The sequence below is a fragment of the Embleya sp. NPDC005971 genome, from assembly GCF_040629175.1.
Classification (GTDB): domain Bacteria; phylum Actinomycetota; class Actinomycetes; order Streptomycetales; family Streptomycetaceae; genus Embleya.
Window position 1 is genome coordinate 70,320 of sequence record NZ_JBEXUX010000013.1, and the last position, 15,852, is coordinate 86,171.

General features: G+C 72.0%; 16 protein-coding genes. 1 reads left to right on the plus strand and 15 read right to left on the minus strand.

Going from position 1 to position 15,852, the window contains the following annotated elements; all coding sequences use genetic code 11:
* Positions 1-42: 42 nt before the first annotated feature.
* From ABZ374_RS14295 to rpsP, 15 genes are all read right to left on the minus strand, one after another.
* A complete protein-coding gene (locus tag ABZ374_RS14295; RefSeq protein WP_360310591.1) occupies positions 43-1,350 on the minus strand; it encodes a deoxyguanosinetriphosphate triphosphohydrolase in 1,308 nt (435 codons plus the stop codon).
* A gap of 66 nt (positions 1,351-1,416) precedes the next feature.
* Positions 1,417-2,265: an RNA polymerase sigma factor WhiG gene (gene whiG / locus ABZ374_RS14300; RefSeq protein ID WP_360310593.1), complete on the minus strand. Its 849-nt coding sequence runs from the start codon at positions 2,263-2,265 to the stop codon at positions 1,417-1,419.
* A gap of 772 nt (positions 2,266-3,037) precedes the next feature.
* Entirely contained in the window at positions 3,038-4,210 is a 1,173-nt protein-coding gene (gene dprA / locus ABZ374_RS14305; protein ID WP_360310595.1) for a DNA-processing protein DprA, read from the minus strand.
* A complete protein-coding gene (locus ABZ374_RS14310; protein WP_360310597.1) occupies positions 4,207-5,817 on the minus strand; it encodes a YifB family Mg chelatase-like AAA ATPase in 1,611 nt (536 codons plus the stop codon). Before ABZ374_RS14310 ends, dprA begins: the two co-directional genes overlap by 4 nt.
* A 2-nt stretch (positions 5,818-5,819) precedes the next feature.
* On the minus strand, positions 5,820-6,287 hold the full coding sequence (locus tag ABZ374_RS14315) for a YraN family protein (protein ID WP_360310757.1): 468 nt from the start codon (positions 6,285-6,287) through the stop codon (positions 5,820-5,822).
* Between the two features lie 102 nt (positions 6,288-6,389).
* Complete coding sequence (locus ABZ374_RS14320) at positions 6,390-6,716, minus strand: DUF2469 domain-containing protein (protein WP_020553228.1); 327 nt, start codon at positions 6,714-6,716, stop codon at positions 6,390-6,392.
* A gap of 145 nt (positions 6,717-6,861) precedes the next feature.
* Positions 6,862-7,431, minus strand: coding sequence for an NUDIX domain-containing protein (locus tag ABZ374_RS14325; RefSeq protein WP_360310599.1), 570 nt, complete (start codon positions 7,429-7,431; stop codon positions 6,862-6,864).
* A gap of 85 nt (positions 7,432-7,516) precedes the next feature.
* Positions 7,517-8,482, minus strand: coding sequence for a signal peptidase I (gene lepB / locus ABZ374_RS14330; RefSeq protein ID WP_360310601.1), 966 nt, complete (start codon positions 8,480-8,482; stop codon positions 7,517-7,519).
* A gap of 212 nt (positions 8,483-8,694) precedes the next feature.
* A complete protein-coding gene (gene lepB, locus ABZ374_RS14335; protein ID WP_360310603.1) occupies positions 8,695-9,828 on the minus strand; it encodes a signal peptidase I in 1,134 nt (377 codons plus the stop codon).
* On the minus strand, positions 9,821-10,903 hold the full coding sequence (gene lepB, locus ABZ374_RS14340; protein WP_360310605.1) for a signal peptidase I: 1,083 nt from the start codon (positions 10,901-10,903) through the stop codon (positions 9,821-9,823). The genes lepB (ABZ374_RS14335) and lepB (ABZ374_RS14340) overlap by 8 nt, the downstream gene beginning before the upstream one ends.
* A gap of 65 nt (positions 10,904-10,968) precedes the next feature.
* Entirely contained in the window at positions 10,969-11,328 is a 360-nt protein-coding gene (rplS, locus tag ABZ374_RS14345) for a 50S ribosomal protein L19 (RefSeq protein ID WP_360310607.1), read from the minus strand.
* Positions 11,329-11,481: 153 nt separating this feature from the next.
* Positions 11,482-12,300 carry a tRNA (guanosine(37)-N1)-methyltransferase TrmD gene (gene trmD, locus ABZ374_RS14350; protein WP_360310609.1) on the minus strand — a complete coding sequence of 273 codons (819 nt, stop codon included), beginning with the start codon at positions 12,298-12,300 and terminating at the stop codon, positions 11,482-11,484.
* Positions 12,297-13,040 (minus strand): ribosome maturation factor RimM, encoded by a 744-nt coding sequence (gene rimM, locus ABZ374_RS14355; protein ID WP_360310611.1) that lies wholly within the window; start codon positions 13,038-13,040, stop codon positions 12,297-12,299. Before rimM ends, trmD begins: the two co-directional genes overlap by 4 nt.
* A gap of 124 nt (positions 13,041-13,164) precedes the next feature.
* On the minus strand, positions 13,165-13,404 hold the full coding sequence (locus ABZ374_RS14360) for an RNA-binding protein (protein WP_020553237.1): 240 nt from the start codon (positions 13,402-13,404) through the stop codon (positions 13,165-13,167).
* Between the two features lie 2 nt (positions 13,405-13,406).
* Positions 13,407-13,874, minus strand: a complete 468-nt coding sequence (gene rpsP / locus ABZ374_RS14365; RefSeq protein ID WP_360310613.1) for a 30S ribosomal protein S16 — start codon at positions 13,872-13,874, stop codon at positions 13,407-13,409.
* A gap of 256 nt (positions 13,875-14,130) precedes the next feature.
* Here rpsP and ABZ374_RS14370 point away from each other — a divergent pair, with 256 nt between their 5' ends.
* Positions 14,131-15,837 carry a proline--tRNA ligase gene (locus ABZ374_RS14370; RefSeq protein ID WP_360310615.1) on the plus strand — a complete coding sequence of 569 codons (1,707 nt, stop codon included), beginning with the start codon at positions 14,131-14,133 and terminating at the stop codon, positions 15,835-15,837.
* The last annotated feature ends 15 nt before the right edge of the window (positions 15,838-15,852 follow it).

A 15,852-nucleotide genomic window follows, 5' to 3' on the forward strand; every position in this document is an offset into this window, starting at 1 on the left:
TCTACGGGTCCGCGCGGTGGACGTCGGCGGCGACCGGGCGACTCACCGCGAGCTCAGCGCGGCGTGCAGGGTGATCGCGGCGCGGTCGGTGAGCGAGGCCACCTGGTCGACGACCACCCGCAGCCGGGCCGCGTCGTCGGCGGCGTCGGCCCAGTCCGCGCGCAACGACGCGTCCAGCACCTCGGGACCGCCGGCCACGAGCAGTTCGACCAGTTCGGTGATCACCGCGCGTTGGCGCTCGCGCAGCCGCTCGGCGCCCTCGCGGGCCATCACGTAGCGCGCGGTGACCGCCTTGAGCACGGCGCATTCGAGCCGGATGTCGCGCGGGACGATCAGGTCGGCGGCGTAGCGGGTGACCGGGTCGGTGCCGTACAGCTCGCGGGTGGCGTGTTCGGCGGCCAGGCAGAAGCGGCCGATCAGGCCGCTGGTGGCGTTCTTGAGCCGGGCCTGGGCGCGACGCGAGCCGTCGTAGCCCACCGGCCAGAAGTCGAGCGCGAGCAGTCGGTCCAGGGCCTCGCCGAGTTCGTCGGCCGCGCAGTCGGGGCGGTAGCGGCGCACGGTCAGGTCGAGCAGTTCGCGCCGTTCGCCGGCGTCGCGCAGTCGGACCAGGTCGAGCCGGTGCGACTGCACCGCGTCCTCCAGGTCGTGCACCGAATAGGCGACGTCGTCGGACCAGTCCATCACCTGGGCCTCCAGGCAGCGGCGGCTGGGGTCGGCGCCGGCGCGCACCCACTCGAACACGGCCAGGTCGTCCTCGTAGGCCCCGTAGGAGTGCGTGTCGGGGCGGCGCGACCACGGGTATTTGAGCACCGCGTCCAGCCCGGCGCGGGTCAGGTTCAGGCCCACGCTGCGGCCGTCCGGGGCGAACGTCTTGGGTTCGAGCCGGGTGAGCAGGCGCAGGCTCTGCGCGTTGCCCTCGAAGCCGCCGCAACTCTTGGCCGCCTCGTCCAGGGCGCGCTCGCCGTTGTGGCCGAACGGCGGGTGGCCGAGGTCGTGCGCCAGGCACGCGGTCTCCACCAGGTCCGGATCACAGCCCAGCGCCTGGCCCAGCTCACGACCGATCTGGGCGCATTCGAGCGAGTGGGTCAACCGGGTCCGCGGGCTGTCCTGACCCGCGGCGGCGGTCTCGCCGGGGACCACCACCTGGGTCTTGCCCGCGAGGCGACGCAGCGCGGCCGAGTGCAGTACCCGGGCCCGGTCGCGCTCGAACGCGGTGCGACCGGGTCGCTTGTTGGGTTCGGTGACCCACCGGGCGAGGTCCGCGGCTTGGTAGGGGCCCGGCCCGGATCGATCCGTTGCCCCGGACCGGGTGGCGGGGGCTGCCGTCGTGCCTGCCGATTTGCTGTCCACTTGTCCACATTAAGGAGTCGTACCGACATTCGACGAAGGCCGGGCCGCGAACAACGCGGGAACCCTTCACCGCGCGTCGGACAATTTGCCGCGCAGTTGGAGCACCGCCTTGGTGTGGATCTGGCAGGTGCGGCTCTCGGTCACCCCGAGCACCTGGCCGATCTGGGACAGGGTCAGGCCCTCGAAGTAGTAGAGCGTCACGACGGTCTTCTCCCGTTCGGGCAGCGCGTTGACCGCGCGGGCGAGCAGGTGTCGCATCTCTCGGCTCTCGGCCACCTCGACCGGGTCGTCGGCGGTGGTGTCCTCCAGCGTGTCCACCAGGCTGAGCCGGTCGCCGCCGTCCTGGCCGGTGTGCAGGAGTTCGTCCAGGGCCATCACGTTGATCAGCGAGAGCTGGCTGAAGATCGCGTGCAGGTCCTCCAGCGCGATGCCCATCTCGTGCGCGACCTCGACCTCCGAGGGCGTGCGGTTGAGCTTGGCCTCCAGGCCCGCGTAGGCCAGTTCGACCGCGCGGGCCTTCTGCCGCACGGATCGCGGGATCCAGTCCAGCGCGCGCAGTTCGTCGATGATGGCGCCCCGGATGCGGCTGATCGCGTACGTCTCGAACTTGATCGCGCGGTCGAGGTCGAACTTCTCGATCGCGTCGATCAGGCCGAACATCCCGTACGAGACGAAGTCGGCCTGGTCCACGTTGGCCGGAAGGCCGACGCCGACGCGCCCGGCGACGTACTTCACGAGCGGCGAGTAATTCAGGATGAGGCGTTCCCGCAGGGTGGGATCCCCCGAGCGCTTGAAGTCGCTCCAGAGGTTCTCCAGCGCACGGTTGGAAGCGCCACCGTCCTCGACGGTGACGGCCGGTCCGTCCTGGGACGCGGACGCGGTGGCGCTCTTACGCCCTGGGATTTGCTTGGGCATGCGTGGCCTTGTGTCGTTCCACGGAGACGTGCGTGCAGATCTGAGTTCTCGCGAGCGTAGCGTGACCTGACGACTCCCGAGCGCTACGAATATCCCGTCGGGCACAATTCGGCCGGATCGCGGCGCGGTGACCCGGATCGCCCGGATCGCGCCCGACGGATCCGGGCGGCGGCGCGAAGGTGGTTTCCGCGCGGGTCGGGGGTGCCGGTCGCGGTGGTCGGGACGAGGGTTGGGCCCGATGGCGGGCGGCGCCCCGGGTCCGGCCCGCGCGGGGCCGCCCACCGGCGCCGATCCACCGATCGGGGGTGCCCGCGGGCGGGCCGGGGCGGGGCGGGGTGCGCGCGTGCGCGACCGGGCTCGGCGTCCGCGCCGTGGCGCGCCCGGGTACGGCGGTCGCACCGACCCGGACGGGTGTACCCGCCGCGTCGGATGCGGGCACGGGGGTCGACGCGGCCACAAGGTCACCGGCCGGTACGGGCGTGTCGTCGAACGTCGCGGCGACGCCACCCGGGCACGCGCGTTCGAGGGGAGCGGGGTCGACGCCGTCCCGAGCGCGCGGGCGCCCGCCGCGGCGGTGGAGCCGGGCCCCGCCCGTCGGTCGGGCGGGCGCGGTCGGCGGCGGGGCGATCCGATCGGGGCGGCCGGTGTCCCTTGCCTCTGCCGCGGCCTCTTCTTCCTCGGCCGCGGCCTCGGCCACGCTCTCGTCGGTCACGGGGTATGGCACCTCCTCGATTGGGCCTCCCCTCACGGTGATGATCACTGCCGCCCCAGGTCAAGCACCGCCACGGCGACGCCACCCCTTCGAGGTGCGATCGACCAGTTCGCGGGCGACCAGCACATCCAGATGGCGGCGGGTGGCGGCGGGCGCCAGACCGGCCTCGCGGGCGATCCGCGCCGTGGACGCGGCACCGCGGGTCGGCACCGCCTCCAGGATCCGGCGCGTGATCGGCGCCGGATCGTCGCCCGGCCGGAGGGGACCGGACAACACCGGCGCGAGGTCGTCACCGATCAGCCCCACCTGCTCGATCACCTCGGCCGCCCGGGTGACCAGCACCGAACCCGGCTCGCGCAACAACGCGTGCACCCCGGCCGAACTCGGCGAGCCGACCGGCCCCGGCACCCCCATCACCTGGCGGCCCAGCCGCGCCGCCCGACGCGCGCTGATCAGCGCCCCGCTGCGCAGCGCCGCCTCGACCACCACCGTGCCCCGGGTCAGCGCCGCGATCACCCGATTGCGCTCGACGAAGCGGTATCGGGTGGGGTGCGCCCCCGGCGGCAGCTCGGTGACCACGGTGCCCTCCTCGGCGATCCGGGTGAGCAGCCGCTCGTGTCCGCGTGGATAGTGCACGTCGATCCCGCACGCGAGCACCGCGACGGTGGGGCCGGCCACCACGAGCGCGCCGCGATGTGCGGCGGCGTCCACCCCGTAGGCGCCGCCCGAGACCACCGTCCAGCCCGCCTCGGCCAGGTCGGCGGCCAGCGTCGCGGCCACGTGCGCGCCGTAGTCGGTGCAGGCCCGCGCGCCCACGACCGCCACCGAGCGCAACGCGGCGAGCCGCAGCGTGGCCGCGCCGCGCACCCACAGGCCCAGTGGCCGGGTGTCCCCCAGGTCGTCGAGCTGGGTGGGCCAGCCCGGGTCGCCGGGGACCACGAAGTCGCCACCGAGCCCGGCGATCCGCGCCAGGTCGTGCTCCGGGTCGTCGTGCCCGCCCAGTCGGACCCGGTAGCCGGCCGGATCCCGCCGGGCCAACTCGACCGGCAACGCGCGGCCCGCCCGCAGGTCGGCCAACAACCGGGCGGCGCCGTGGACCCGCACCGCGCGGCCGAACGCCTCGTCGCCCGGCTCCACCAGCCGGGTCAGCGCGGCCCGGGCCGACCGTTCCGCCGCGGCGTCCCGAGCCGGCGGGTCCGGCTCGGCCCAGGGCAGCGGATCCGGCGCCCTCACGACGCGGGCTCGCCGTCGCCCGCCGAGTCGCCCCGGACGATCCCGGTCCGCAGCTCCAGCGCGGTGTCCAGATCGGCCCGCCCGGGCCGCTCGCGCCCGCGCAGGTCGGCGACGGTCCAGGCGACCCGCAACACCCGATCCAGGCCCCGGGCGGTGAGCAGCCCACGCTCCATGTCCCGGGCCGCCCGATCCAGCGCGTCCGGCTCGACGCTCCAGCGGGTCCGCAGCTCGCGCCCGGGCACCTCGGCGTTGACCGCCCACCCGGTCCCGGCCAGTCGCCGCGCCGCCCGCTCCCGGGCCGCCAGCACCCGTGCGGCCACCACCGCGGACCGCTCCCCCGACCCCTCGGGCGCGAACAACTCGGCCCGGGAGACGGCGTCCACGGTGACCCGCACATCGATCCGGTCCATCAGCGGCCCGGACAGCCGGGAGAGGTACTTGTGCCGCATCAGCACCGAGCAGGTGCAGTCCAGGCCGCGCCCGGAGAACCGCCCGCACGGACACGGGTTGGCCGCCATCACCAGCAGGAACCGGGCCGGGAAACACAACATCCCCCCACTGCGGGCGACGGTGACCGTGCCCGACTCCAACGGCTGCCGCAGCGCGTCGAGCACCCGCCCGGAGAACTCCGGACTCTCGTCCAGAAACAACACGCCCCGATGCGCCAGGGAGACCGCGCCCGGGCGGGGCAGGCCGTTGCCGCCGCCCACGATCGCGGGCATCGTGGCGCTGTGGTGCGGCGCGCAGAACGGCGGCGTGGTCACCAGCGGCAGGTCCGGGCGCAGCGTGCCGGCGATCGAGTGCACCGCGCTGACCTCCAGCGAGGACGGCCCGTCGAGCGCGGGCAGGATCCCGGGCAGCCGTTCGGCCAGCATCGTCTTGCCCGCTCCGGGGCTGCCGAGCAGGAACAGGTGGTGGCCGCCCGCCGCGCACACCTCCAGCGCCCGCCGGGCCCGGTCCTGTCCGGCGACATCCGCCAGGTCGGCCGGCTCCGCGCCGGCCGGCGTCGGGCCCGCGGCCAGGGTGCCGACCACGGCCAGTGGGTCCGGGCCCAGGCCGATGTCGGCCACCGCGCGTTCCGGCACCGGCACCGGTTCGCCGCGCAGCAGCGCGAGCAGGTGACGCAGCGAGGTCACCCCGCACACGGTGATCCCGGGCACCAGCTCGGCCTCGCCGGCCACCACGGCGGGCACCACGACCCGCGCGCAGCCCGCCGCGGCGGCGGCCATCACCGCCGGCAGCACCCCGCGCACCGGTCGCAGCCGCCCGTCCAGGCCCAGTTCGCCGATCATCACCAGGTCCTCGATCACCCGGGGGTCGAGCACGCCCGCCGCGGCCAGCACGGCGGCCGCGATCGGCAGATCGAACCCCGACCCGGTCTTGGGCACGGTCGCGGGCGACAGGCCCACCGTGAGCCGTCGCTGCGGCCACTCCTCGCCGCTGTTGACCAGCGCGGCGCGCACTCGCTCCTTGGACTCCACGAGGGTCTTGTCCGGCAATCCCACCAGAGTGAACGTGGTCACCCCGGGCTCCAGGTCGGCCTGCACCTCGACCACCACGCCGTCGACGCCCAGCAGGGTCACCGAGCGGGTCCGTGCGAAGCCCATGGTCAGCACACCCCCCGCACATGCTCGACCCGGGCCGCCCCGCGCGCGGCCGGGACCACGGCGACCAGATCGATCCGCACCTCGCCCCCCGGCGGGCCGACCGCCGGGTGGGCCAGCGACCAGCGCTGCGCGAGCACCCGCAGCCGCTGTGCCTTGACCGCGCCGACCGCCTCCAGCGGATGCTCGAAGCCGCCCGCCCGCCGGGTCTTGACCTCGCACACCACGAGCGTGGGCCCGTCCCGGGCGACGATGTCGATCTCACCGTCGCGACATCGCCAGTTGCGATCCAGGACGGCCATCCCGATCTCGATCAGATACCGGGCCGCGACCCGTTCGCCGTACCGCCCCACAGCGGTGTTCCGGGACTGCCGGGCCGGGCCGGCCCCCTCCCGTGCACCCGCGGGGCCGCTGCCCCGGTCTTCGCCGCCACCCGCACCGATTCGCACGACGACCACCTCCGGCACCGACAGTGCCGGGGCCGGAGGTGGTCGTGGGCGCGGGCCCGACCGGCTGTGGACGACTCGGTCGTTGTGGACGCCGCCCTTGCGGGTGGGGACCCGCGCCGGGTCCGCTCAGCCGCCGAATCCCTCGTTGCCCGAGGGCATCTCGAATTCGCTCTTGGTCAGTTCCTCGACGTTGACGTCCTTGAAGGTGAGGACTCGGACATTCTTCACGAATCGCGCGGGCCGATACATGTCCCACACCCACGCGTCCGCCATGGACAACTCGAAGAAGACCTCCCCGTCGGCCGACCTCACGTGCAGCTCGTACTGGTTGGTGAGGTAGAAGCGCCTTTCCGTCTCGATGACGTACTTGAAGAGACCGACGACGTCGCGGTACTCGCGGTAGAGCTGCAGCTCCATCTCGGTCTCGTACTTTTCGAGATCTTCCGCACTCATGCGCGCCCCTCGCTCCTGCGCTTCGCTGACGTCTCCCATTGTGTACCGGCGACCCTCGCGACCACCGGCGCACCATGGCACAACGGTCCGGGAGCCCGCCTGCGGCCCGGATCGGCCGGCCGGATCCCGGGCGGCCTGCCGCCGCTCAGTCGTTCCACCACTCGAACGGCTCGTCGATCAGCTCGCCCGCCAGGAACGCCGCAAGCAGCTCGGGCAGCCGCCCGGGGTAGAACCGCACGGGGGCGGCCTTGATCTCGGCCGGCGACCACCACACCGCCTCCTGGTACTCGGCCAGCTCCTCGGCCGTCCACTGCGACCGGTCCTCGCCGACCGCGGGCGCCCGCTCGGCGATCCGGACCAGCACCACGAACTCGTGTTGCACCCGCCGATGCCCCGGGCGCGCCCAGGTCACACTCCGCCGCCAGGTGGGCGGGCCCACGTCGGCGGGGGCGATCCGCAGGCCGGTCTCCTCCCGAATCTCCCGGACCGCCGCGTCCACGTAGGTCTCCCCGGGATCGATGCCGCCGCCCGGCAGGTCGTACCACTGCGACGGGTCGGATTCGTCGACCCGGGTGCGAAACAGCAACACCCGATCGTCCGGATCGAGCAGCACCACACGCACGGCGCGGCGTTCCAGGTCGGGAACAAGGTCGGTGGGGTAGTCCGGAACGGGCTCCGGCACGTCTCCGGGCCATGACACGGGTTGAGTCGTCATCCACGGATTGTGCCCCGAACGCGCCCGGCCGGGTCGCCCGGGAGAAGCGCTCCCGAGCGACCCGGCCGGGCCGAGGCACCCGCGGTCAGGCCGGCGGCGCTCCCGAGGGGTCGCGGGTGGCCACCCGCGCCTCGGGCGCGCCGTCCGCCGCCGCCCGGCGCCTGCGTCGCCAGATCACCAGCGGCACGGCCCCGATCAGCCCGGCCGCCATCGGCGTGCCGCCGATCACGTCGAGCCCCAGACCCGGCTGATCGAACGTGCCCGGCACCCCGAGCCCGTGGATCCGGTTCAGCGGCCACACCACGGTGAACGCGCGTCCGATCACCTGGTCCTTGTCGACGGTCCCGTTGAACGGCTGGTCCATGTGATAGCGCGAGTCGGACGAGTTGTCCCGGTTGTCGCCCATCAGCCAGATCCGGCCCTTGGGCACGGTCACGTCGAACACCTTCGTCGACGGGGCCACGCCCTTCTTGAGGTACGAACTCTCGTTCAACGGCTTCCCGTTGACCATCAGGCGACCCTGCGCGTCACAACACTGCACGCGGTCGCCACCGACTCCGATCACCCGCTTGATCAGGTCCTTCTCGTCCGCGGACGGCATCAGACCGACCCAGGACATGCCCTTCTGCAACCCGCGCACCACCGCGTTGTCGGACTGCTTCGGGGCCTCCTGAAGCCAGTTGCCCGGGTCGTGGAAGACCACGACCTGACCGCGCTCGGGCTCCGCGCCGAACCATGGCGAGAACTTGTTCACCAGCACCCGGTCGCCGACCTTGATGGTGTTCTCCATCGACTCCGACGGAATCGAGAACGCCTGGACCAGGAAGGTCTTGATGAGCAGTGCCAGCACGATGGCGATCAGCAGGAGCAGCGGCAGTTCCTTCCAGAACGACCCCTTCTTCTTGCGCCGTTCGCCCGAGTCGGAGGCGCCCTCGTCGTCCCCGGAGTCCTCCGGGCCGGGCGATCCGCCGGAGCCGCCCGGACCGCCGGGATCGTCCGCGTCGGGCGGCGAACCGCCGCCCGGGCCGCCGGGCGCGGGGGTCGGGCCCACCGCCGGGAAGATCGGCGCCGAGTTCGGGTCGACGCCCGGTCGGTTCCCGGGATCGGACGCCGGCCGTTTCACCAGATCGGGCGACTGCGCGGGCCCGTCCCCGTTCGTTGGTTGGGTCGGTGGCGCTCCGGGATCGTGCGGCGCGTCGGTCGGATGCCGCTCCTGCGGCTCCCGCCCACGATCGTCGTCTCCACCAGCGGATCGCGCTCCGATCACGACTTCCCCCACGGCGCCTCCTCGTACCCGTGCAGGCCGGACGGCATCCGGTCGGGGCTGTCCACCGGCCGCCCACAGCTCTGTCTTGATGATTTCCGACCCGTGCCGCGCACGTTGCCGGGTCGATGTCGGTCCCAAAGGTCCGGCATGCGCCGGCGCGAGCGTACACGTCGACGTAGCAGGACCAGCGGAACCGCACCCACCATTCCCATAACGACCGGGGTGGGCGGGGGAATCGCAACCGACAGGGCTTTGTTCCCGAACGTTTCCGGAACGGGCAATCGATGCACCCGGCCGAACGGCCAGGCCACCACGAAGGCCCGACCGACCACATCGCCCTCCGGGATGGTGCCCTGAAAGGGCCGATCCATATGTGCCCGCGAGTCGGCCGAGTCACCGCGATGGTCGCCCATCACCCACAATCGGCCCTTGGGCACGGTCACGCTGAATCTCTTCTCCGAGGGCGCGTTGCCCCGATACAGGTACGGCTCGTCCAACGGGACACCGTTGACCGTGATCCGACCGGAGGGGTCGCAACAGGCCACCGTGTCGCCGCCGACCCCGATCACCCGCTTGATCAGGTCCTGTTCGTCGTCCGAGGGCAACATGCCGACGAACACCAGGCCCTGCTTGACCTGCTTGAGCCCGGGCGGCGGATCGTCCGACTGCTTCTTGCCCAACCAGCCGCCCGGGTCCCGGAAGACCACCACCTCGCCGCGTTCGGGAGTCCAGCCGAACCACGGCGAGAACTTGTCCACCAGCACCCGGTCGCCGACGTTGATGGTGTGCTCCATCGAACCGGACGGAATGTAGAACGCCTGCACGAGGAAGGTCTTGATCAGCAGCGCGAGCGCGAGCGCGATCACCGCCAACATCGGCAACTCGCGCCACAGCGGCACCACCTTGTCCTTGCGCCGCGAACGCCGGCCGCGCCGCCGTCGGGTCGGCGGGGCCGCCTGGACCGAGGGCGCCGAGGGCGGCGAGGGCGGCGGTTCGGCCTCGCCGAGCACCACCGCGCCGGCCGACGCGGCGGGTGCGGCCCCCGTGTCCGGTGACCGCGGGCGCGTGGCCGGCCCCGACGTGCCGGCCTCGGCGGCGCGGGCACCCTTGGGCTTGCCCCGCTTACCCACGACGGTCGAAGTCCGGCCGCTCGAACGTCTTCGGCCGGTCCGCGCCCTGGATGCGACCGAACGGCCAGATGATCCACTGCGCCCGTCCGATCACCCGGCTCTCGGGCACCATGCCGCCGCCCGGGTCGCCGAGGTGGTCACGCGAGTCGGCCGAGTTGCTGCGGTGGTCGCCCATGACCCACAGCTTGCCCTTGGGCACCGCAGCTTCGAAGGGAAAGTCCGAGGGCTTGTCGCCCGGATGCAGGTAGTCGCCCTCGTCCAGCGGCACGCCGTTGACGGTGACCCGACCCTGCGCGTCGCAACACTTGACCACGTCGCCGCCGACCCCGATCACCCGCTTGACGAAGTCGCTGTCGTCCGGGTTCGTGAAGCCGAACACCCCGCCGAACTTGCGCAACGCGCCGGTCACCGGGTTCGCCTTGTCGGTGTCCTCGGGGGTGAACGAGCCGCGTCCGTCGAAGACGATCATGTCGCCGCGGTGGATGTCCCCGAATCGGTAGGCGAGTTTGTTGACCAGGACCCGGTCGCCGACCTGCAACGTGTTCTCCATCGAACCGCTCGGAATCACGAACGGCTGGGCCACCCACGAGTTCACCGCGAGCACCACCACCATCGCCACCGCGACCAGGAGCGGCAGTTCGACCCACGCGGGCATCCGCCGCCGGCGCGGCGCGGCAGGTGCGTCGTCGGCCTCGTCGTCGGTGTCGGCGGCGTCCGCCGGCTCGCCGGGCCCGTCCCCCTCCGTCGCCGGGTCGGGGTCGGCCGCAGGCGCCGCGACGACGTTCGCGTGCGCTTCGGCAGGGGGTTCGACGACGGCTTCGGCATCGGCGACGGGTACCGGATCCGCAGCCGGCTCCCGGGGCGGCTCCGCGGCCGAATCCTTTGCCAGGTTTGGAGACTTCGCCGGCTGCGCGACCGTCGCGACGGCCCCTTCGGAGCCGGTCTCGTCGCCGTCCGCGCTCCGCACCTGCCCCGAGACACGCGAAGGCCGCGCCTCCACGACCTCGGTGGACGAGGTACCGGCGGATTCCTCCGCCGTGGAGGCACGGCCTTTGCTCTGCTCTGCGTCGTCCATCACGAACGAGCCTAGCGTCCGGGTCGCCTCGACATGGTCCAGGCACCCCGGGTGGAACGCCCGGGTCAGCGGCTCGGACGGTCCGTACGCTTCTCCTTGATCTTCGCAGCCTTGCCGCGCAGGTCACGCATGTAGTACAGCTTCGCGCGACGGACCGCACCGCGGGAGACCAGCTCGATCTTCTCGATCACCGGGGTGTGCACCGGGAAGGTGCGCTCCACGCCGACGCCGTAGCTGACCTTGCGGACCGTGAAGGTCTCGCGCACGCCGTCACCCTGGCGACGCAGGACGAAGCCCTGGAAGACCTGGACGCGGGACTTGTTGCCTTCGATGACTCGCACGTGCACCTTGAGGGTGTCACCGGGACGGAAGTCCGGGACGTCGTCCCGCAGGGATGCGGCATCGATGTGGTCGAGCTTGTTCATCTCGCGTCGCTTTCTCGTGGGTGCCACAGGTCACCCACGGGTTTCGTGGTCACAAGTGTGGGGTCGCCGCTCCCGAGTGGCGCTCCCCCTGTGGCAGGGGTGCCGTCCGGCTCCCGGGGAACCCGGTCCGGATCGGGACATGGCAACAGCGTCTCAGTCTGCCACAGGTGTATCGGCCGGCCGAAACCGGCCGTCCCGCTCGACCCAGCCGAGCTCGGCGAGGGTGGCCCGGTCCTTCTTGTCCACGGCCGCCGGAGCGATGCGCCCGATCAGATCGGGCCGGTGCGCGGCGGTCCGACGCAGCGCCTCGTCGCGCCGCCAGCGGGCGATCGCGCCGTGGTTCCCGGACACCGTGATCGGCGGCACCTCGCGCCCGCGCCACTCGGCGGGCTTGGTGTAGACCGGCCCCTCCAGCAGGTTGGCCATCGCACCGGGTGCGAACGAGTCGTCCCGGTGCGATTCGGCGTTGCCGAGCACACCGGGCAACAACCGGGCCACCGCCTCGACCATGACCAGCACGGCCACCTCGCCGCCGGCCAGCACGTAGTCGCCGATGGACACCTCGTCCACCCGCATCCGGGTCGCCGCCTCGTCGAGCACCCGCCGGTCGATGCCCTCGTACCGGGCCGGCGCGAACAACAACCACGGCTCGTCGGCCAGTTCGACCGCGAGGTCCTGGGTGAACGGGCGCCCGGACGGGGTCGGCACGATCATCCGCGGCACCGGCGCCGCCTCGCTCACGCCCTGTTCGAGCACCGCGTCCAGCGCGAGGCCCCACGGCTCGGGCTTCATCACCATGCCGGGGCCGCCGCCGTAGGGGGTGTCGTCGACGGTCTTGTGCACGTCGTACGTCCAGTCCCGCAACTGGTGCAGGTGCACGTCGATGAGCCCCTTGGCGCACGCCTTGCCGACCAGGGAGACGTCCAGCGGTGCGAGGTATTCGGGGAAGATCGTGACGACGTCGATCCTCACGAGGGGTCCTGCCCGGGTTCCGGCTTCGGCTCGGCCTGCGGCTTCGGCTCGGCCTGCGGCGTCGTGCCCGGCGTGGGCTTCGCGTCGGGCGCCGGCCGCGCCGCGGCTCGGGCGGCCTTCGCCGCGGCCCGCTCGGCGGCGGTGAGCTTCTTCGGCTTGGCCTTCTTCGGCTTGCGCTCGCGCGGACGGTCCTCGCCCGCCTCCGGGTCGGAGACCGCGAGCACCGCGTTCTCCGCGTCCAGCAGACCCGGCGGCGGGGTGATCACCGCGCGCTGGTTCTCCAGGTCGATCTCCGGGACGATCTGGTGCACGAACGGGATCATCACCTCGCGGCCGTCCGCCCGACGGACCAGGAGCAGGTCCTGCGAGGGCAGGTGCACCACCTCGGTCAGCTCACCGATCGCCTCGCCGTCCGCGGTGACCACGTCGAGCCCGATCAACTGGTGGTCGTAGTACTCCTCGGGGTCCTCGGGGAGTTCCTCGGGGTCCACCTCGGCGATCAGCAGCGTGTTGCGCAGCGCCTCGGCGCCGCTGCGGGTGCTCACACCCTCGATGGTGAGCAGCAGCCGGCCGCTGTGCACCCGGCCGTCGGCGATGGTCAGCGGACCGACCGACGGGGGATCCGTCATCAGCACCGCGCCGGGCGCGAGCCGCAGTTCGGGCTCGTCGGTACGGACCTCGACGGTCACCTGGCCCTTGATGCCGTGTGCCTTGCCGATACGGCCGACCACAAGCTGCACCTGCGACTCCTCGTTCTCTGCCCGATGAAACCTCGTGCCCGAGGCAGGAGGCGAAAATGCCAAGAAGCTGCCCGGCGGATGACTCCGCCGGGCAGCTCCCGGTTGGACGTGATGTCCGGGTACGTCAGCGAACCTGGTCGACGTCGACGAGGTCGACGCGGACTCCTCGGCCGCCGAGCGCGGTCACGACGGTGCGCAGCGCACGCGCGGTGCGCCCACCTCGACCGATGACCTTCCCGAGGTCTTCGGGATGGACCCGAACCTCGAGAATGCGGCCGCGGCGGAGATTACGCGCCCGTACCTTGACCTCGTCCGGATGCTCGACGATGCCCTTGACCAAATGTTCGAGGGCTTCCTCGAGCATGGTCAGCCCTCGTCAGCGGCGGTCTCGGCGGCGGCTTCGCCCTCGGCGGCCGGAGTCTCGGTCTCGGCGGCAGCCTCGACCTTCTTCTCCTTCTTGGCCTTCGGCGTGGTGGCGCCGTCCTTGGGCTCGTCCATCGCCTCACGGGCGGCGGCCTCGAAGAGCGACTTCTTGTCGGCCTTCTCCGCGGCGACGAGCAGCGGGGCCGGGGCCGGCAGACCCTTGTGCTTCTGCCAGTCGCCGGTGAGCTTGAGGATGTGCGCGACCGGCTCGGTCGGCTGCGCGCCGACACCCAGCCAGTAGAGCGCCCGCTCGGAGTCGACCTCGATGCGCGAGGGGTTCTCCATCGGGTGGTAGATACCGATCTCCTCGATCGCCCGACCGTCACGCTTGGTGCGGGCGTCGGCGACGACGATGCGGTAGTGGGGCGAACGGATCTTGCCCAGGCGCTTCAGCTTGATCTTGACTGCCACGAGAGTGGTGTCTCCTGCATCTTGACGTGGGTGAACAGCCGGCATTCACGTGGGGACATGAGGCTCGGCTGATCGTGGACACGGTAAGCATGCGGAGAGAGGGTCCGGCAATGCCCCGGGTACTCAGCTCGCCATTCTGCCAGACATCCCGGCCCCGACCAAAGCCGGGCGCAAACTCGGCCGACCGAGCCTCGCGCGGCTTTTAGAATGCAGGTCGCTCGCCCTTCCCCTCTAGCCGTCAGGACGCCACGGTCTCATGCGTTGGTCCGATCTGTACGTACCCACCCTCCGCCAGGACCCCGCCGACGCCGACGCGGTCAGCCACCGTCTGCTCGTGCGCGCGGGATACATCCGCCAGCTCATGGCCGGTCACTACTCGCTGCTGCCGCTCGCGGTGCGGGTGCGGGCCAAGGTGGTCGCCATCATCCGCGAGGAGATGAACCGGATCGGCTCGCAGGAGATGATCCTGCCAACCATGCACCCGGCCGAGATCTGGCAGAGGAGCGGTCGCTGGGAGGTCATGGGCGACGAGATGTTCCGGCTCAAGGACCGCAAGGGTTCGGACCTGGCGCTGGGCATGACGCACGAGGAGATCTTCACCACCCTCGCGCACGAACTCAGCTCCTACCGCGACCTGCCGCAGACCTGGTACCAGTTCCAGACCAAGTTCCGCGACGAGCCGCGGCCCAAGAGCGGTCTGATCCGGGTGCGCGAGTTCACCATGAAGGACTCGTACAGCTTCGACCTGGACGCCGAGGGGCTGGATCGTTCGTTCGAGGCGCACCGGCAGGCGTACGTGCGGATCTTCCAGCGGCTGGGCATCCCGGCGATCGCCGTGCAGGCGTCCAGCGGCACCATGGGCGGCAGCGGCTCGACCGAGTTCATGTGCCCCTCCGCGGCCGGCGAGGACCTCGTCGTGCACTGTCCGAACTGCGACTACGCGGCCAACGTCGAGAAGGCCGTCTCCCGGCTCGCGGAGATCGAGGACGGCGCCGGGCTCGACGCGCCGGAGCGGTTCGACACCCCCGGCATCAAGACCATCGAGAACCTGACCAAGGCGCACGGCGTGCCGGCCGACCGGCAGATCAAGACGCTGGTCTACATGGTCGGCGGGCAGCTCACCCTGGCCCTGCTGCGCGGTGACCACGCGCTGGTCGAGCAGAAGCTGATCGACACCACCGGCTCCACCGACGTGCGCCCGGCCACCCCGGACGAGATCAAGGCCGCGCTCGGCGCCTACCCGGGCAGCCTGGGCGGGGTCGGCGTGAGCGACCTACCGATCCTGGCCGACCAGGCGCTGCGTGGTCGTCGGGACATGGTGACCGGCGCCAACATCGACAAGGTGCACGTGCGCGGCGTGGACATCGAGCGGGACATCGCCGTGGGCACCTGGGCCGACCTGCGCGAGGTGGTGGCCGGCGAGCCGTGCCCCGCCTGCGGGACCGGCCTGGAGGTCGAGCAGACGGTGGAGATCGGCCACATCTTCAAGCTCGGCTACAAGTACACCGAGGCCCTGGGCGTGAACGTGCTGGGCGCGGACGGCGAGCGGGTCACCCCGATCATGGGCAGCTACGGCATCGGCGTCGAGCGCGCGATGGCCGCGGTCGTGGAGACGCACCACGACAAGAACGGCATCGTCTGGCCGATCGCGGTCGCGCCGTTCGAGGTCGCGGTCGCGCTGTTGGACGTGGACGACGAGAAGTCGCGTGGCACGGCCGAGGAGATCTACACCGAACTGCTGCGGCAGCGGGTGGACACGATCCTGGACGACCGGGCCGAGCGTCCCGGTGTGAAGTTCAAGGACATCGAGCTGGTCGGCATCCCGTTCCGGGTCACCGTCGGCGCCCGCAGCCTGGCCGAGGGCAACGTGGAGATCGTCTCCCGGGCGAGCGGCGACAAGGCCCTGGTCCCGGTCGCCGAGGCGGTCGAGTACGTGCGCAAGCTGGTCCTCGACGCGAGCTGACCCCTGCTCCCGACG